The organism is Thermomicrobium sp. 4228-Ro (assembly GCF_026241205.1).
Taxonomy (GTDB): domain Bacteria; phylum Chloroflexota; class Chloroflexia; order Thermomicrobiales; family Thermomicrobiaceae; genus Thermomicrobium.
In genome coordinates this window covers 60,395-76,730 of the sequence record NZ_JAPFQM010000001.1, presented here as the reverse complement: position 1 = coordinate 76,730, position 16,336 = coordinate 60,395, and the positions used below count along the sequence as shown (strand labels likewise).

Annotated in this window: 23 protein-coding genes and 1 tRNA gene; 8 read left to right on the top strand and 16 right to left on the bottom strand. The window is 64.3% G+C overall.

Annotated elements, in window-relative coordinates; translation table 11 throughout:
- Positions 1-14 precede the first annotated feature (14 nt).
- Genes OO015_RS00510 through OO015_RS00490 form a run of 5 tightly spaced genes read left to right on the top strand, consistent with a single transcriptional unit; the run spans position 15 to position 2,482 of the window.
- Entirely contained in the window at positions 15-218 is a 204-nt protein-coding gene (locus OO015_RS00510) for a hypothetical protein (RefSeq protein ID WP_265938740.1), read from the top strand.
- 24 nt (positions 219-242) lie between these two features.
- A complete protein-coding gene (locus tag OO015_RS00505) occupies positions 243-461 on the top strand; it encodes a hypothetical protein (RefSeq protein ID WP_265938738.1) in 219 nt (72 codons plus the stop codon).
- Positions 458-667 (top strand): hypothetical protein, encoded by a 210-nt coding sequence (locus OO015_RS00500; RefSeq protein ID WP_265938736.1) that lies wholly within the window; start codon positions 458-460, stop codon positions 665-667. Before OO015_RS00505 ends, OO015_RS00500 begins: the two co-directional genes overlap by 4 nt.
- Positions 664-2,133 carry an N-acetylmuramoyl-L-alanine amidase gene (locus tag OO015_RS00495; protein ID WP_265938734.1) on the top strand — a complete coding sequence of 490 codons (1,470 nt, stop codon included), beginning with the start codon at positions 664-666 and terminating at the stop codon, positions 2,131-2,133. Before OO015_RS00500 ends, OO015_RS00495 begins: the two co-directional genes overlap by 4 nt.
- A gap of 1 nt (position 2,134) precedes the next feature.
- Positions 2,135-2,482 (top strand): hypothetical protein, encoded by a 348-nt coding sequence (locus OO015_RS00490; RefSeq protein ID WP_265938732.1) that lies wholly within the window; start codon positions 2,135-2,137, stop codon positions 2,480-2,482.
- A gap of 91 nt (positions 2,483-2,573) precedes the next feature.
- Here OO015_RS00490 and OO015_RS00485 read toward each other — a convergent pair whose 3' ends face one another.
- The 16 genes from OO015_RS00485 to OO015_RS00410 all read right to left on the bottom strand — a co-directional run bounded on the left by OO015_RS00485 (position 2,574) and on the right by OO015_RS00410 (position 11,441).
- Positions 2,574-3,110, bottom strand: a complete 537-nt coding sequence (locus OO015_RS00485) for a hypothetical protein (RefSeq protein WP_265938730.1) — start codon at positions 3,108-3,110, stop codon at positions 2,574-2,576.
- 134 nt (positions 3,111-3,244) lie between these two features.
- Positions 3,245-3,511 (bottom strand): helix-turn-helix domain-containing protein, encoded by a 267-nt coding sequence (locus OO015_RS00480; RefSeq protein ID WP_265938728.1) that lies wholly within the window; start codon positions 3,509-3,511, stop codon positions 3,245-3,247.
- 505 nt (positions 3,512-4,016) lie between these two features.
- Positions 4,017-4,541 carry a hypothetical protein gene (locus OO015_RS00475; RefSeq protein ID WP_265938726.1) on the bottom strand — a complete coding sequence of 175 codons (525 nt, stop codon included), beginning with the start codon at positions 4,539-4,541 and terminating at the stop codon, positions 4,017-4,019.
- Positions 4,542-4,566: 25 nt separating this feature from the next.
- Positions 4,567-5,037 carry a hypothetical protein gene (locus OO015_RS00470; protein ID WP_265938724.1) on the bottom strand — a complete coding sequence of 157 codons (471 nt, stop codon included), beginning with the start codon at positions 5,035-5,037 and terminating at the stop codon, positions 4,567-4,569.
- Positions 5,030-5,407 (bottom strand): hypothetical protein, encoded by a 378-nt coding sequence (locus OO015_RS00465; protein ID WP_265938722.1) that lies wholly within the window; start codon positions 5,405-5,407, stop codon positions 5,030-5,032. The genes OO015_RS00470 and OO015_RS00465 overlap by 8 nt, the downstream gene beginning before the upstream one ends.
- A gap of 23 nt (positions 5,408-5,430) precedes the next feature.
- A complete protein-coding gene (locus OO015_RS00460; RefSeq protein ID WP_265938720.1) occupies positions 5,431-5,913 on the bottom strand; it encodes a hypothetical protein in 483 nt (160 codons plus the stop codon).
- A gap of 123 nt (positions 5,914-6,036) precedes the next feature.
- Positions 6,037-6,351, bottom strand: a complete 315-nt coding sequence (locus OO015_RS00455; RefSeq protein ID WP_265938718.1) for a hypothetical protein — start codon at positions 6,349-6,351, stop codon at positions 6,037-6,039.
- A gap of 13 nt (positions 6,352-6,364) precedes the next feature.
- Positions 6,365-6,784 (bottom strand): hypothetical protein, encoded by a 420-nt coding sequence (locus OO015_RS00450; RefSeq protein WP_265938717.1) that lies wholly within the window; start codon positions 6,782-6,784, stop codon positions 6,365-6,367.
- A gap of 3 nt (positions 6,785-6,787) precedes the next feature.
- Positions 6,788-7,030, bottom strand: a complete 243-nt coding sequence (locus OO015_RS00445) for a hypothetical protein (protein WP_265938715.1) — start codon at positions 7,028-7,030, stop codon at positions 6,788-6,790.
- Positions 7,027-7,449 carry a hypothetical protein gene (locus OO015_RS00440; protein ID WP_265938713.1) on the bottom strand — a complete coding sequence of 141 codons (423 nt, stop codon included), beginning with the start codon at positions 7,447-7,449 and terminating at the stop codon, positions 7,027-7,029. The genes OO015_RS00445 and OO015_RS00440 overlap by 4 nt, the downstream gene beginning before the upstream one ends.
- A gap of 81 nt (positions 7,450-7,530) precedes the next feature.
- Positions 7,531-7,908, bottom strand: a complete 378-nt coding sequence (locus OO015_RS00435) for a hypothetical protein (RefSeq protein ID WP_265938711.1) — start codon at positions 7,906-7,908, stop codon at positions 7,531-7,533.
- Positions 7,909-7,974: 66 nt separating this feature from the next.
- A complete protein-coding gene (locus OO015_RS00430) occupies positions 7,975-8,406 on the bottom strand; it encodes a hypothetical protein (RefSeq protein WP_265938709.1) in 432 nt (143 codons plus the stop codon).
- Between the two features lie 201 nt (positions 8,407-8,607).
- Positions 8,608-9,012 carry a hypothetical protein gene (locus OO015_RS00425; RefSeq protein WP_265938707.1) on the bottom strand — a complete coding sequence of 135 codons (405 nt, stop codon included), beginning with the start codon at positions 9,010-9,012 and terminating at the stop codon, positions 8,608-8,610.
- 96 nt (positions 9,013-9,108) lie between these two features.
- On the bottom strand, positions 9,109-9,432 hold the full coding sequence (locus OO015_RS00420; RefSeq protein WP_265938705.1) for a hypothetical protein: 324 nt from the start codon (positions 9,430-9,432) through the stop codon (positions 9,109-9,111).
- A gap of 666 nt (positions 9,433-10,098) precedes the next feature.
- On the bottom strand, positions 10,099-11,274 hold the full coding sequence (locus OO015_RS00415; protein ID WP_265938703.1) for a tyrosine-type recombinase/integrase: 1,176 nt from the start codon (positions 11,272-11,274) through the stop codon (positions 10,099-10,101).
- A 70-nt stretch (positions 11,275-11,344) separates the two neighbouring features.
- Positions 11,345-11,441, bottom strand: a tRNA-Sec gene (locus tag OO015_RS00410).
- Between the two features lie 425 nt (positions 11,442-11,866).
- Here OO015_RS00410 and OO015_RS00405 point away from each other — a divergent pair.
- The 3 genes from OO015_RS00405 to ligM are packed head-to-tail and all read left to right on the top strand — an operon-like array spanning position 11,867 to position 15,880.
- Positions 11,867-12,745, top strand: coding sequence for a methylenetetrahydrofolate reductase (locus OO015_RS00405; RefSeq protein WP_265938701.1), 879 nt, complete (start codon positions 11,867-11,869; stop codon positions 12,743-12,745).
- Between the two features lie 21 nt (positions 12,746-12,766).
- Positions 12,767-14,422 carry a formate--tetrahydrofolate ligase gene (locus OO015_RS00400; protein WP_265938699.1) on the top strand — a complete coding sequence of 552 codons (1,656 nt, stop codon included), beginning with the start codon at positions 12,767-12,769 and terminating at the stop codon, positions 14,420-14,422.
- 57 nt (positions 14,423-14,479) lie between these two features.
- Positions 14,480-15,880, top strand: a complete 1,401-nt coding sequence (ligM, locus tag OO015_RS00395) for a vanillate/3-O-methylgallate O-demethylase (protein ID WP_265938697.1) — start codon at positions 14,480-14,482, stop codon at positions 15,878-15,880.
- Positions 15,881-16,336: the final 456 nt, after the last annotated feature.

The following is a 16,336-nucleotide window of genomic DNA, read 5'->3' as shown; positions in this document are numbered from 1 at the left end:
GAGTCTCGCTCCGAGTGCGGAAGAATGGCGTCGAGCACTTTATCTATGACCAGAACATCAACACGGCTGACTATGTCCAGGCTGCGGGGCAGATCCTCCTGCCCTGCGCCGTCAACGACACCATCGACGTCGTGATCTGGTGCAGCACCTCGCGCTCCACTTACGGCGAGGCGACTGCCGGAACCTTCAACCGCTTGCAAATCGTCTTCCTCGGGTAACGAGACTGGTGGAAGGGGGTGGGTGTGGAGATCCTGAACCCTGAACTCCTCGCGGCACTGTCGGATCTGGGAAGCGTGGCGCTGCTGCTCCTGATCCTGATCGCGGGTGCCCGGGGTTGGTGGGTTTTCGGATGGCACTACCAGGAGGTGGCCAAGGAGCGCGATGCCTGGCGAGAGATCGCGCTCTCCACCACCAACCTGGCTGAGAGGGCTATCGAGAAGTTGGAGAGGAGGTCGCCATGATGGGGATCTTGCGCGGCCTCTTCTCCATCGGTAGCCCGAAGGAGACGCATGACCGGCAGTGGCAGGAGATCACCATGGCGCAACGGAAGGTGCAGGAACTGGAGCGCCGGATGCGACTGAACGAGCAACGCCGCTACTACCTCCGCTCCCCGTTGCTGCCCGGTGCGAGGGTAGCGCGCTTCGCCAGGGAGGACGCGGAGTCGTGAGAGTCGTCGGTGTCTCTCCCAGGATATCCAGGGGGCGCTTCCGAGATATCCTCGTCTCCTTCGGGTCACCGGCAGCAGGGGAGGCGGAGCAGAGCTACGATGCCATCGCCTCCGAGGGAGTTGATCCCTCGTTCCTCCTGGCCGTCTTCTGGCACGAGTCTCGTTTCGGTACTCGTGGCATCGTGGCGAAGTACGACACGAAGAACCCCGGGAGCACCAGGAGCAGCTCGACGGGTGTGGGGGAACCGATAGAGACGGAGAAGGGGCGATTCATCCGCTACCCCTCCTGGACCGAGGGTTTCCGCGATGCCGCGCATCGTCTCGTCGATACGCGCTACCCCTATGCACGAAGCGGCGCGGTCAGCGTGGAGGCCATCATCCCTCTCTGGGCTCCACGCGGAGACGGCAATGACCCCGAAGGGTACATCGCTTCGGTCCTGGACTTCATGTCTCGGCACGAGGAGGTGACAGCTATGCTGGATCCCGCGGCGCAGTGGCTGCCCGCACCGGAGACCAATTTCACGCGTGGGCGCGGCGGCAAGCGCGTTCTCTGGGTCATCCTCCACACGACGGAGGGCGGTTTCACGTCGTCGGTGAACTGGCTCCGGAACCCACGCTCCCAAGCGTCGGCACATTATGTCGTGGGGCGAGATGACCCATCGGAACCGGTCCGGATCGCCCAGCTGGTGTCCGAAGGCGACACGGCGTGGACTGCCGGGAACTTCGCGGTGAACCAGGCCTCCGTGAACGTGGAGATGGTGGGATACGCGAGGCAGAATCCTCCGGTGGAGGAGGAGACGCTGCGGGTGGCAGCGGCCCTGGTGGGACAGATCTGCCAGCGGCACGGGATTCCGGTGCGGCGAGTCGATAGATCCGCTCTCCTCGCTGGCATTCCTGGGATCGCTGGTCACGTCGACGTGCCGGATCCGGACCAGCCCCAGTATGGCGGCGGCTCGGGTCGCCACACGGACCCGGGGCCGTATTTCCCCTGGGATCGTTTCCTCTCGCTGGTGGGTGCGGGTGGTCTCCCGGTGGAAGACAAGGGAGCGGTCATCCAGGTCGGTCCCTTCGGTGCTCACCTCGGCGGAGGCTTCCGCCGCTTCTGGGAGGAACGGGGTGGTGTCGCGCTGTTCGGCTGGCCCCTGACGGAGGAGTTCCGGGAGAACGGGGTGACGGTGCAATATTTCGAGAGGGCGCGATTCGAGCACCGACCCGATATCGGGAAAGCGGAGGACTACCACGTGGTGCTAGGGCGCGTCGGCGCGGAGTTGCTGGAGCTGCGCGAGGAGCTGCAGCGGCTGCAGGCGGCGCGGGAGGAGGCGCGTGAACAAGAGCGGGAGCAGCTGGCTCACGAGCTGAGCGGCTTCGTCGCTCTCCTCGAGCAGGCAGCCGCGGATCTCCGCGCCGTCGTGGAGGCTGGCTCTCGCCTGGTCGCGCAGCTCGAGCAGCGGAAGGAGGGAGCGTGAGATGGAGGTCGACGTCAGCGGGATCCTCCTCGGTGGCTTCCAAGCCATCATGCTCGTGGTGTTCCTGGTGCAGACGATCATCGAGGCAGTACCCTCTCTCCGTGGGCGCTTCACCCCGCTGGTAGCACTGGTCGTGGGTGTCGCGGTGGCAGCGGTAGCCCGGTTCGCACCCGCCAGCCTGCAGGAGGCGTTGGGTGCAGGACTCGCCCTCGCGGCAGCTGCCAGCCTCACGGTGCGTTACGTGAAGCGTGGTGGCGACGAGGGGCCAACTGCAGTGGCAGGGCCACCGGCGAGTTTCGGCGTCATCGAGTTCCCGCCGCTGGATGAGGGGAGCGGACCGGCTCGGTGACATCCCAGGGTGCTGCTGGTTCCATTGCGACGGGAAAACGAAAGGGGATCAGGCCACGTGGCCTGATCCCCTTTTTCTTTGGTCGCCGGAGTCAGCGGCAGAGGGTGGCCCGGGTGTAGAGGCCGGTATCCGGGTCGGAGCAGAGGGCCAGGCGGGTCTCGAGTTCGCGGAGGCGCTGCTCCTGCTTCCACTCGCGGAAGAACTCCGAGTACCAGTCTCCCCTGGGGCTCGCCGCTGGCTCCCTCTGGATACTCGGTGCCGAAGGTATCGGTGCTGACCAGAGGTTCGCCGTGGGTGACACGGGCTGCACCTGGTCCGGGTGGTCCGCGAGGACCACGAGGGTGACCAGGAGGGAGACCAGGAGGAGCGAGGGGATCAGTATCCAGCGCCAGGGAATCCCGAAGAGACCCGGTGGACCGGGATGTCGGAGGAGCTGGATACCCTCGTCTCCGTCGGCTTCCTTCTCCTCGAGGAGGGTGGCGAGTTCCTCGAGGGCCTCCTCCTTTGTCCTCCCGCGTGCCCAGAGATCCTCCTCCCCGGGGATCTCGCAGAGCCAGCCCTCCTCTCCCTCGTCGTAGCAGACGGCTTCGCGCAAGATCTCTTCCAGCATCGACATGTGTGATACCATCGCCGTCACCCCTTTCTCTCGTTTTCAACGTTCATGCCTCCTCTCCGGTTGCGTGAGCAGGCGGTGACTCACGGGAGAGAGGTCGGCGACTCTCGCGTCGGCTCTCGCACCAGGACTCATCGTGCTTCCCTCGCCTAGCGCTTGCGGAGAATAGCCTCGATCTCCTCCGGGAGCAGGTAACCGGCGCTGGCAAAGAGGATCTTCCGCTCCTCGGTCTCGAGGCCGAGGGCACTCGCGATGGCGAGGAGGATGTCATAGCTAGGTCGTCGTTGACCAGACTCCAACCGCGAGATGTAGGAGTGGTCGACGTTGATCAACTTGGCGAGACGGTACTGGCTCATGTCGTGCTTCTCACGGAGTTCGCGGAGGATCCGAGATAACGTGATTTCCTGTGCTGCCATTTGCATTCTCCCTTCTCATGATCCCTGGGAACCGAGAGCCGGGAACATCACGATCCTCGTAGGCGTTTTGCCCTCCACCAGGTGCCAGATCCCATCTGGTGCGATGAGGATCCAGCCACCCTCGCGCAGGAGGTGGCGGATCTGCTCCCCGGGTTCGAGTCCGGTTTCCTCACGATGTCGTTGCAGCGCGAGAAGGATACCCGCCGCGAGACCAGTGGTCCGCTCCCCTACTGGGGAGGGTTCACCGGCTCGCGCCGAGATCCACACCGCTGCGAGGGTGGCAACCGGGATACGGGTGACGCGTGGGTCCTCGTACTGGACCGTGGAGGCTACCCAGCCCTTCCCGTAGCAGAGGTGGCAAGTGTAGCCACGGCTATCCGCACCCTTGCCACCGCAACGGCTGCAGGTGGAGTGGATACCCGGCAGAACTCCCCAGCCACCGCAGACTGGGCAGCGGCTGCCCTGATGGGTACCCGTACCGTGACATCGTCCACACAGGTACATGTCATTCCTCCAGCGCGAGGAGGAACTGCTGCCAGCGTTCCTCGAGTTCCCGTATCGCTTCGCCCACCTCGTGGAGCGGTACGCGCCTCCAGCTACCCCTGGCTCGGCGCAGCCCGGCCCGGAGGTCCGGTGCCTCCCAGAGGAGCGTGCCGACGAGGCCAGGGGAGCGGTCATGCCACACCATGACCAGGTGGGCAGTCTCTCCCTCGACGACGACCAGCAGCGGGGAAGCGGCGATGACGGCATGGTAGGCATCATGGACGGTGGGTGGCATACCGGGTGGGTGGGAGTGCAAGAAGACCGCCTGGTAGAGCTTGCCGAGTTCGCGGAAGGGTACCGTGACGGAATGCTCATCCCCGACCCAGGCACCGCGGAGCGGTCCTCGCGGGTCGATGGCCCAGAAGCGCTCCGGTGGGTATGGTGGCTGTTCCAGGCACTGGAGGACGGTGTCGGCTACCGCCCCCCAGCGGACACGATCCGGGAGTCCATGCTCATGCAGTCTCGCGAGCTTCCCGAGTGTCGTCATCCTCTTCTCCTCTCGTCGGTTGCGGTCAGGCATCGTCCACCTCCCAATCTTCTACTCTCTCCTCGTCTGCCGCTTCCGCACCGGCATCCTCGGTGGGCGCTCCACCCCCGAGTGCCTGGCGGGCCTGCCTCGCCCCCTCGACGAGGAGTGCGAGGCGCTGGAGCGGGGAGAGAGGGAGCAGCAGTGCATAAACCTTGGCCCGGGTGGCGTAGCTCGCACCCAGGGCCTCGAGGTGCTCGTCGACGAGGCGCGGCAGCACCTCGACGATGGCGGGTCTCCGGCGGCGCGGAGCGACAGCGGCCCAGGCGAGGGTGGCGACCTGTCGCACCCCCTCGGAGAGCTGGGTCTCGGTCACCTCGCGGAGGGCAGCACGGAGGATGAGACGGAGCATGGTTGCGGGGTGGGTGCCGGGGAGGAGGATACGCTCCAGCTGCTCCGCGACGGTGGCATCGAGCCAGACGGGGATGTGTTTCCGGAAGAGTGCTGGGTCAGGCATCGAGCTGCTCCTCCCTGACGGGAACCTCGCCTGCCTTCACGGCGACGTAGGCGTGCTGGTAAAGCAGTTGTGCCGCGATGTGGCGGAGCAAAAGCTCCATTGCGACCCAGGCCTCAGCCTCCGAGAGCGGTGCGCCGTCGGCCCAACGCACCTCCTCCCAGGCGAAGGAGACGCCCAGGCTTCGCCGGGCCACCATGGCGAGGACTCCGCGGATTCCTCCCTCTCGGTGCTCCGTCGGGTAAGCCTCCACCAGGTAGCGGTAGCGGGCCGTGGTGTGCTCACCGTCACCATAGGTGGTGACGGCCAGGGGTTCAGCACGGAACGCGATGTCCAGGCTCTCGAGGAACGACACGGATCTCGGATCCTGCACGGCTTCCTTCCTTTCTCTCTTCCTTATGCGTCCAGGTCTTGTGCCGCATGGAGAGCATCGGTTACCTGGGCCATGCCCCACAGCTCCTGGTAGGTGAGGTAGGCCTCCTCGGGAAACTCGACGGTGCCATCGAGGACACCGAGGATTTCGGCGAGAACGGCGAGGCGGGTGAAAATGCGGTCCAAAAGATCCCCGGACATCATCCCGAAGACGGATGCCACGTGGTGCGCCGTGGTATCGCTAGGTTGACGGTTTTGGATAGCTGGGAGCAGGAACCGATTCAGCTTCAGTTCCCAGCGGAGGCTCTCGCGCAGCGCCTCGAGGACACGGAACACGGTGTCCTGGCCAGGCAGCAGAGAGTCGAGGGAGGAAACTGCCTCGGTGACAGTCTGGAACCAGGATTCAACCTGGCTCCAGAAGTCCTGGAGGTCCTTGTCTCCGGATATCACCTCTGGTGATATCCGATGCAGTTCGCGGATCCAGTTCAGCAGCTCTAGTCCGGTCATGAGGGAACCTCCTCGTTGATCGTCAGCAGGTAGTCCAGTACTCGCTGCATGAGTTCTCCCAGCGTAGGTCCCGACAGGACCTTTGCCCTGTCGGGATCCAGGTAGAGGAGTGCGAACCAGCGGTTACGGCCCAGACGGATGCGACACCGGATCCGCATGCTCGCCCCTTTCCTGCAGTGTCTCGAGGATGCGGTTCTCGAGGTAAGCCCAGTCCTCTTCGTCCCAGGGGTTCCACGGTGCGTAGTACGCATGGCGTTTGGCGTATCGCTCCACCTCCCACTGTGCCTCTCGCACCTCCTCTCGCCAATCACGGTTCCCATCTAGGACTGCAGCTCCGTAATCAGCAACGAGTTGAGCAGCGATAAAATGAGCATCATCGGTATCGAGGTAGCGCTGGACGATACGGAGCGCGGTCTCGAGGACATCCCAGGGATTCACGGTGTTCCTCCCATCAATGAATGGCGGCACAACGGTGCAACTCATCCAGGAGCTGCTGAGCGAGGTCGGCACGGTCCCGGGTTCCCTCGCGCAGGGCCAGCACCTCCCACAAGCACTCGAAACGACGGTAGGAGAGAATTCGGATGGCCTCGGAGCACCTCCGGATGGCCTCGAGGGCGATGCGGGTGGCGGGTGTGTCGACAGCTGAGGTGGCGTCGGCAAGAAGACGGGCTGCGGTGGCCTCGGCTTGGAGGGAGATGCGGAGCGAGGCCAGCCACACCTGCGCTGATGGCCCGTACTCCTCGCGCAAAGCAGGCGCGAGTTCCTGAAACAACGCTTCGATTGCGTCGAGGTGTCGGCGCAGGGGCTCGAGCCCCTGCGCCACGACAGTGTCATTGCGCTGGAGGTGGTAGATGCGGTCTCGCAGATCCATGACTCACCTCCACGCTTCGCGTTCCAGATGGCTTGCCAGAGACTGCAACCAGTTCCGGAGGTCTTGTCTCCGGGTGTACCGCGCCGCCTCGCGGAGGCAACACGAGGCAGCTGCCAGGTGCCGAGGGTGATCCCCCTCGTCCAGGTGCCGGATGGCGGAGCGGATCCAGTGGCGAGCTGACTCCTCGCGGATGCCCTTCATCGCATCTTCGAGGAACTCGGCGAGGATTTGGAGAGGGGCGTTCATCGTGCCCCTCCCCGTGCTGCCAGCATCGCTTCGTACTCTTCCAGTTGCTTCTCGCGGAACTCTTCGTAGGTGTACTTGATGATGTCATCGAGGGAGAGGGAGTTGAGGTAACCCATGGCGGCGGCGTCGGCGACGATGGCGCGGGCCTTCTCCCGCGCCACATGGGGGTTCTTGTGCATGACGGCAGCAGCCCACACCTCTGCCGCCGTCGAGGGGTATACGAGAGCTAGCTCCAACGCGTTGGTGATGGGGATGTCGAAGTAGGCTCCGGCTATTTGGAGATAGCCCTCGATGAGGGGAAGGGCTTCGTGGACACTGGGGGGTGCAGGCACCTCGAGTGGCTTCATGACGTGGCGATGGAAGTCGTAGGTCTTTCGAAGGTTGTACTCGAACTTGTCGTACCAGTGCTGGAGGTTCATTGTCCTGCTCCTTCCTTCCGTTGCTGTTCGTGTCTTGCCGACTATGGGGAGGGGTGTGATCCCCCCCCCTCCGATACCGCGTTACATCGCGTGGCTGGGGACGGGGTCATAGGTTTCCAGGTCCTCGGCGGTGACGTTGCCGATGTAGCCCATGGAGCTGGCGTGCCGGAGGATCTCGCGGGCCCGCTCCCGCGCCAGCTCCTCGTCATCGAGGATGGCCAGGGCTGCCCAGGCCTCGGCGGCCAGGTCGGGGTAAAGTAGGGTGAGGAAGTGGGTCTGGTGGACATCGGCCTCGATGCCCAGGTCGCGTGCAGCCTCGGAGAGGAGGTCCTCGATGACGGCGAGGGCATCGACGACGAGGGATCGTGGTTCCACTCCGAGGGCGAGTTCCCGCCGATGGCGGCGGAACTCCCGGATGAGGTGAGACTGGAGGTTCTGGTACCAGTTGCGAATGGCCATGATCGGCTCCTTCCTTCTTGCTGCGGGGAGTGGGTGTCCCTCCCCGCTGTCTCTGCCGTCCAGCGACTACCCGATCAGGATCCAGCTGCCCTCGTCCCATGCCGGGCCGATATGCGCCCAGCGCCGGAAGATGAGGACCTGTCCGTGTCGCCCTAGCTCCAGCAGCCGATCCAGCGCCATCTCGCGGATGGCTACCTGGTCCCGGATGTCCGGGGTCTCGGGGAGCGGGATGTCCGGCATGGGGATGAGCCGTGTCCACCACTGTTCCGTCGGCCATGGATAGTGGGTGGGCAGGTTTTTCGGTGGTGAGGACGGTTCCCACACTGGGTTCGGTTGCGGACCGGAGAGGAAGACTCGAATGCGGTTTCCGTCGATGACGGTGCAACCGACCCAGGTGGGGTTGAGATCCTCGACGAAGGGCAGCTGCGTCGTCGTATAAACCCTAAGCTGAGGCACCCAGTATGTTGGCTGCAGCGTAGTGATTCCGTGTACAATCACGGTTGGTCCTCCTTCCTTCTGGACCGAGGAGCCCGGGGATACGGCCCATCCCTGGGCTCCTCGCGCTTCCTTCCGCTCGTCGCGGTTGCTCTCACCCCCTTTCCAGTCTCCCTGGCACCTGGCCGCTCCGGTGCCATTCGACGCCGCGGGTGCGTACTACGCACCCGCAGCCGCTGGGGAAGAGGAGGGTTTGGGTATGGGTTAGCGGCGATAATCGAGGTAGTCGTAGAAGAGTTCCTCGACGACCATCGCTGGGTCCTGAAAGATCCGATACATCGCGTAGCCGCGGCCCAGGCGCTCCGGTGCCTTGGAGCGGAGGGTGCGGAAGATGGTCTCGCCGCGAGGGTGCTTCTCGATGAGCATCCGTTCCATCGAGTCGAGAGCCGCTTCAGCGAGGCGGGGTTCCGGGATAGCCTCGAGTTCCTCAATGAGGCGCTGGGCGGCAGCAGCCTCGCGGCGGTGCGTCAGATCGTAGAGGTACTCGAAGATGCCCTGGACGGCAGCTGCCTCGACTGCTGAGCGGGTCGGGGGCTTGCGGCGTGGGCGGCGGGGCTTGAGGTCGAGGAGCTTGGCCAGCTCCAGCTCGAGAGAGCGAAGGCGTGCCATCGTGGATCCTCCTTCCAGTCTCCCTGGCACCGAAACGGCTCGGTGCCATTCGACGTGGCAGGTGCCCACTCGCACCTGCCACCGCTGGGGAAGGGGTTACTGGAGGTAGCCCATATCGACCAGGCGGTAGACGAGGATCTCTGCATCGGCCTCGTGGATCTCCTCGTCGCGGGGATCGCCGTCGCGGCTGCGGAACCAGCTGCCGATGGCGATCCAGGCCGGGTCGGGAAGCTGCTCCATCGCGACCTGGGCGAGGTGGACTGCGTCGGTCTCGTCGAGGCGCTCACCGGAGATGCGCTTCCAGGTGGTCGTGATGACGTCGGCGAGGATGGTGGTGGCCACCTGCTCGTAGAAGAGTTGGATGGCGCGGTTCTTGCGCAGCTCGCGGATGGCCTCGGCCTGCTGCATGAGGTTCACCATGGTGGTCCTCCCTTCTGGACCCTGAAACCGGCACTGCTGGGAGCCCGGGGAGTCGCACCCCGGCGGCCCTACCGCTCCCACGTCGCTGGCTGCTGGTACCGTGTGGTACCACGCGAGCCAGCGGCGGTTCCAGGGTCTCCGGATGCTGTCGCAGCACCCGGAGGTTTCTGTCTCGCTTGTTAAGGTTCCTGGCGGCCCCGTCGGGTCGCTCTTGCCTTCTGGTACCGTTATAGCACAGTCGGTACCGGTTGTCAAGGGGTTTCGCACCAGAGTTTTTCCAGTGGTTCCAGTGGTGCAAAAATCAGCACCACGATGCGGATTTTCTGGAGGCGCGGAGGGTGGCTAGTGTGCAGGTGGTACGAATTCGGTGGGTGACAGGGAGGCAATGGTGAGGGGAGAAGGGTACGCGGGTCCTACTCGAGGGAAGCAGCCGTGGTTTTCGCATGGTGACGAGGGTTTTCGATGGTGGCCGCGAGGCGACGCGGGTGTTGCCTACGTGGGCAGTGCTGGTGAGGGCATGGGGCAGGGGAGGAGCGAGTGAGGAGGGAGTGAGGGAGGTAAGGGACTGTGCCGGTACCCCCGGGGGTATCCCCAAACCACCATCAAGAATCCTCGTGTTTATGGAGCTACCCTGCAGCAGGTCTGCCGCTGCGATAGGGGGTATCCCTATGTCGGGAGCGGGGGAAAGGTGGCATCGATAGCCTGAGCGGCGGCGCGGTCATCGGCTCCGAGCCAGTGGGCGTAGATGCGTGCCGTGACCTCTGGCGAGGCGTGCCCCAGGCGGCGGGAGATAAGGGTGAGCGGGAGTCCTTGCTGGACGAGGATGGATGCATGGTAGTGGCGGAGCTGGTGCGGGGTGAGGGGAGGAAGCCCGGACTCGCGGCAGAACCGTTTGAGGCCATCATTGATGCCCCAAGCCGAGTAGGGCTTCCCGGTGCGGCTGGGGAACACGAGGGAGATACCCTCTGGTACCCGTTCTCGCTGGGCCTGGAGGGCTACCTGCGCTGGCGTGGGCAGGGTGATCCGCCGGTCTCCGGCATACGTCTTGGGTGGCGTCTCGACCCAGGTACCATCGATGTACTGTCCACTGCGCCGCACCCAGAGCACGTTCTCCTCCGGCGACCAGTCCTCCCATCTGAGGGCAGCTTGCTCCCCAGGCCGCATACCGGTGGAGACAGCGAGGGCGAACCAGGGCCACCAGGGGTGGTGGCGGTTCTCTGCGAGTGCCCGCGCCACCTGCTCCAATGGCGGCAGGGCTTTCCTCGGGGTCCTGTAGCGCGGCGGAGATACACGCTCCATGAGGTTCTCCTCGATCAAGCCCCAGCGGTAACCTGCATTGAGAGCTGCCTTCAGCATGGCATAAACCTTGGCTGCCTGCCGCGTGGGCATGTACGCAAGCAGCTCCTCGATCTGTCTCGGCTGCAGATCCGAGAGGGAGCGGCTACCCAGGAGGGGCAACACCCAGCGCTCCGCGAGTTCCTGGTAATCGTGGCGGGTGCGTGGCTTCCACTCGGTATGAGTGCGCATCCACTGCTCCAGCAGCTGCTCCAGGGTGAGTGGCTCACACGGCTGCCAACCTCGACCATGCACCGGTTCCTCACAGAACCGGTGATCAGTTGCCGATTCTTTTCGGAATCGTTGGTTCAACCTCGCCTTCAACTGCTGGAGGGCAAGGTACGCCTCCTCAGGTGTCGCCCCGGAAACTGTGTACTGCTTACCATTGACCTTGACGCGCCCCTCGTACCGGTTCCCCTTCTGCCGCACCCCAGGAGGGAGGTGCTGCCTGCTCCCACCAGTGATGGACACCGTTGAGGCCGCCTGCTCCTGCTGGTTTGTGCCCATGGAGCCCCCTCGTATCGGGGAGCAGGGAAGGGATTCCGCTCACGGTTTCCGCATGGGGATGGGGAAACCCTGGCGAGGGCGCATGGGAGTCGAACCCACCGGCGAGGCTCGTCACCCCGCCCACCGGTTTTGAAGACCGTGCAGGCCACCGGGCCCGATCCGCCCTCGCCGATAAGTATCGCCGAGACCCGCGCACTTCGCCAATCTCAAAGAGATGTCCGGTACGCTCTTTTCCCACGGAACTCCTCGACCGAACGATGCACGACCACCTTCGTGCCAGCGGAGCGAGAGACGTCCGTGTCGCCGCCCAGCGTGCTCGTATCGTTGTCGCGCCTGGGGATGACCTCCTGACTACCCACGGCTTTCTCACCAGAGTAGGGCACTCGCCAGAGATTCCTGGCATGCGAACGCTACTCGCTGGTTGCGGGAATGGTGACGAGCGTTTACTATAGGATTGAACTAACGCACCCGGTGGTCGCATCCATCTCGACCTTCCCCTGGGCCCCGGATGCACGGCGAACCACACAACCGAGTCGCAGTTGTAGGCAGAGCGAGAGCGAATAGGCGTGTGAAGGAGCGAAGGGAAGCGCCGATGACCGACTCGCACAGGCCCGCGACAAACGCTGCTACCGCCGATACGCAGTTCCTGTGTACGCTCTTAAGCGACTTGCGCATCGAGGTTCTTCCCAATGTCGACCTCGACAAGGTCATCGAAGCGGTTCCGAAGCATGCCACCTTGGCGGTGACGAGTTCCCCACAGCGCGGCGTCGAAGGAACGCTGCACACGGCCATAGCACTCCGGCGGGCCGGATATCGCGTCGTTCCGCATCTCGCCGCGCGCGCGATCCGCGACCGCGCGCAACTGGCTGACCTCTGGCGGCAGTACTCGGCTGAAGGGGTCGATGAGGTCTTCATCGTCGGTGGCGACCAGGAACAGCCGGCTGGTGAGTTCGCCGCCTCGCTCGACCTCGTCAAGGCCGTCGTCGAACTCGATCCACGACCGCACCGGATCGGCATTACCTCGTACCCTGAGGGACACCCGCATATCCCGGCCGACGTCCTGGAACGCGACCTCTTGGCCAAACAGCCGTGCGCACAGTATGCGGTAACCAACCTGGTCTTCGATCCAGAGGTGTTCGTCCGCTGGCTCAGCACGATGCGCGCGCGCGGATTCACCCTTCCGATCTACATCGGTCTCCCGGGCACGTTGCGGCTCGATCGGCTCATCCGGATCGGCATGCGGCTCGGACTCGGTTCGTCGCTCCGCTATCTCGAGAAGCAGCGCGGACTGGTCGGCCGGCTCCTGACCGGTGGCGGACTGCGGTACGACCCGGGCGATTTCCTCGACGAAGTCGCTCGCCAGCCAGCCGAAGCCCGCACCGGTATCATCGGTGTGCACTGGTACAGCTTCAATGCCGTCAGCAGTGTGGTGACCTGGGTCTCGGAGCGCCAGCAGCGGCTCGGTTGCTGAGTGAGGGAAAGGAGCCGATTGATGGGCGGAACGCAGCTCGCTAAGCTGCGACCGGTCAGTGACATCGCGAGTGAACTCGGCCTGCACCCCGAGGAACTCGAACTCTACGGCCCCTACAAAGCAAAGGTCCGTCTCGAGGCCATCGAGCGTCTCGGGCCTCCCCGCGCTCGGTACGTTCTGGTTACGGGTATCACGCCGACCCCCTTCGGCGAGGGCAAGACGACCGTCTCGGTTGGGCTCGGCCAGGCATTCGGACGTCTCGGCCTCCGCTCGATCATCACGGTACGGCAGTCGTCGATGGGACCCGTCTTCGGGACTAAAGGTGCGGGCGCCGGTGGCGGTGCGGCGCAGCTGCACCCCTTCCCCGATCTCGCGCTCCACTTCACCGGCGACAACCATGCCGTCACGGTCGCACACAACCTTCTCGCTGCCGTCCTCGACAACGCACTCTACCAGGGAACGACCACACTCGATCCCCGTACGGTCACGTGGCCCCGCGTGATCGATCTGAATGACCGGGCGCTGCGCCAGCTCGTCCTGGGTCTGGGGGAGTCGGCCCGTACCGTCCGCTTGACACGGTTCGATATCACACCAGCCTCGGAGGTCATGGCCATCCTGGCGCTGGCTCGCGACTACCGCGATCTCCGCCAGCGTCTCGGGCGGATCGTCGTCGGCTTCACCTGGGACGGGAAACCGGTAACCGCGGATGACTTAGGAGCAGCTGGAGCTATGGCAGCACTCTTGGTCGACGCACTCAAGCCGAACCTCGTGCAAACGAGCGAGGGAACCGCTGCCCTCGTCCACGCGGGCCCCTTCGGGAATATCGCAACGGGAACCTCGTCGGTCGTCGCCGACATGCTGGCCACCCGACTCGGCGACGTCGTGATTACCGAGGCCGGTTTCGGTACTGATCTCGGTGCAGAGAAGTTCTTCCACCTCAAGTGTCGCTCGAGCGGCCTCGCCCCGCATGCCGCGGTGCTCGTCGCCTCGGTACGTGCGCTCAAGGTACAGGGTGGCAAGAGTGTCCGCGAGGTCGAGCAGGGAGGCGAAGATCTTGCGGCGCTCGAAGCTGGTTTACCCAACCTCATCAAGCACATCGAGAACCTGAAGACCTTCGGTGTCCCGGCAGTCGTCGCGATCAATCGGTTCCCCAGCGACACTTCTCGTGAACTCGAGCTGGTCGGTAAGGCTGCGATCGATGCGGGCGCGAGCGACGCGGCTGTCGTCGAGGTCTACAGCCGTGGCGGTGAAGGCGGGATCGATCTAGCCCAGGCCGTGCTGCGAGCAGCTGCCAGTGAACCAGCATTCAAGCCGGTCTATGAGCTCGACTGGCCCCTCGAGCAGAAGGTCGAAGCGATCGCCCGAACGATCTACGGTGCAGCTGGGGTGCACTTCAGCGCAGCTGCGCGCCGGCAACTCGAGGAACTGGCCCGCCATGGCTACGACAAGTTGCCAGTCTGCATGGCGAAGACACCGATATCGCTCAGTGCCGATCCTAATCTGCTCGGACGCCCGGAAGGTTTCACCGTCGAGGTGCGAGAGCTTCGGCTCTTCGCAGGAGCGGGGTATGTCGTCGTGCTCCTCAACGACATCCAGACGATGCCGGGGCTGGGACGCAAGCCGCGGGCAGCGCAGATCGATATCGACGAGCACGGCAACATCCTCGGTGTCTCATGAGTGGGTCGTGACAGGCTGCGACGCGGTCAGTGGTTTGCCTGAATGGAGGAATGAGGGATGGCCAGGAATCTCCAAGAGGTGTTCGATCAGGCACCAAACATTCAGGAGTACCTGTACAACAACCAGACGGGTGCACGGGTCTATCCGGTCGTGCCCCCCGAGTTCACCAACTGGCGCGACGAGCAGCACGCCTGGCGCGAGACCGTCTGCCTCTTCGACCTCTCCTACCACATGACCGACCTCTTCCTCCGCGGCCCCGACGCCTTCGCCCTCCTGCGCCAGCTCGGCATCAACTCCTTCGAGGGATTCGAGCCCGGCCAGGCCAAGCAGTACATCCCGGTCTCGCCAGAGGGGTACATCATCGGCGACGTGATTCTCTTCTATCTTGAAGACGGTACCTTCCAGCTTGTGGGACGGCCGAGCGCGCACAACTGGGTACAGTTCCATGCCGAGACGAGCGGGGCCAACGTCACCGACGAGCGCGACGAGTGGTCGGTCGCCGATCCCCACAAGCCACGCAAGACCTTCCGCTTCCAGATCCAGGGGCCCAACGCCCCCAAGGTCCTGGAGAAGCTGCTCGGCGGCCCACCCCCGGAGATCCCCTTCTTCCACTTCACCCGCGTCCAGATCGCGGGTAAAACCGTCGGACTCCTCCACCACGGCATGAGCGGTGTCTCCGGCGCCGAGTTCTTCGGTGACTTCGCCGACGGCCCCGCCGTCAAGGCCGCCATCCTCGAGGCCGGTAAGGAGTTCGGCCTGCGTCAGGTCGGTTCTCGGGCATACGCGACGAACGGGCTCGAGTCGGGCTGGATTCCGAACCCGCTGCCGGCGATCTACACCAGCCCGGAGCTGCAGCGGTACCGCGAGTGGCTGCCAGCCAACGCCTACGAGGCGGTCGGCTCACTGGGTGGAAGCTTCGTCAGCCCCAACATCGAGGACTACTACCTCACGCCGTGGGATCTGGGGTATGGGCGCCTCATCAAGTTCGACCACGACTTCGTTGGGCGGGCTGCGCTGGAGCGGCTGAAGGACCAGCCGCACCGCAAGAAGGTGACGCTGGTCTGGGATCCGGACGAGGCAGCGCGGGTGCTCTCCAGCCTGGTCACCAAGCCCAAGGGGCAGCGCTACAAGTACTTCGACCTGCCGCTGGCCCAGTACGCCACCTGGATGTACGACGCGGTCCTCAACGATGCCGGCGAAGTCGTCGGGTTTTCGATGTGGACCGGCTTCAGCTCCAACGAGGAGCGTATCCTTTCCCTCGCGACGATCGACCAGGAGTACGCCAAGGAAGGCACGCGGCTCCGCATCGTGTGGGGTGAGCCGAACGGTGGGTCACGCAAGCCCTCGGTGGAGCGGCACGTGCAGACCGACGTGTGGGTTACCGTCGGCCCCGTGCCGTACGCCGAGCCTGCCCGCCGCTACCGCGAGCAGGTGCGCCGATCGCGACAGAAGAGCTGATGTTCCCTGATCGTCCCACGACCCCGCTGCCCCGTCCTCCGAGGGGCAGCGGGGTCGTTCCATCATCCGGCCGCGCAGCTACGTCACGGTGTACCGACGTCAGCGAGCGCGTCGTGGCACGGCCGCTTCATGCCCTCGCTACAGGTCCGTAGCATGACAGCATCTTGACACAGCTTCATTGGATCACTAGTATGAAGGCAGAGATGGGCTGCTTTTGTGTTCAGAATATCCGAACACCTAACACAGGTACGTGTTTTCTATTGTATACTCCGATAGCTCTTGCATGGTGACTTAGCACTTTATTACCCAGCAAGAGAACACACGCGGTTGTTGTGACCAAATGGAGATGTTCCTCTCGGGATCACCGGTCTCTGTAGCGAGAACACCGAGAGTTCAGGACCACGAGAAGCGAGGAGATGGTTCGAGATCACGTGAGGAGGGCATACGGTGCGCACG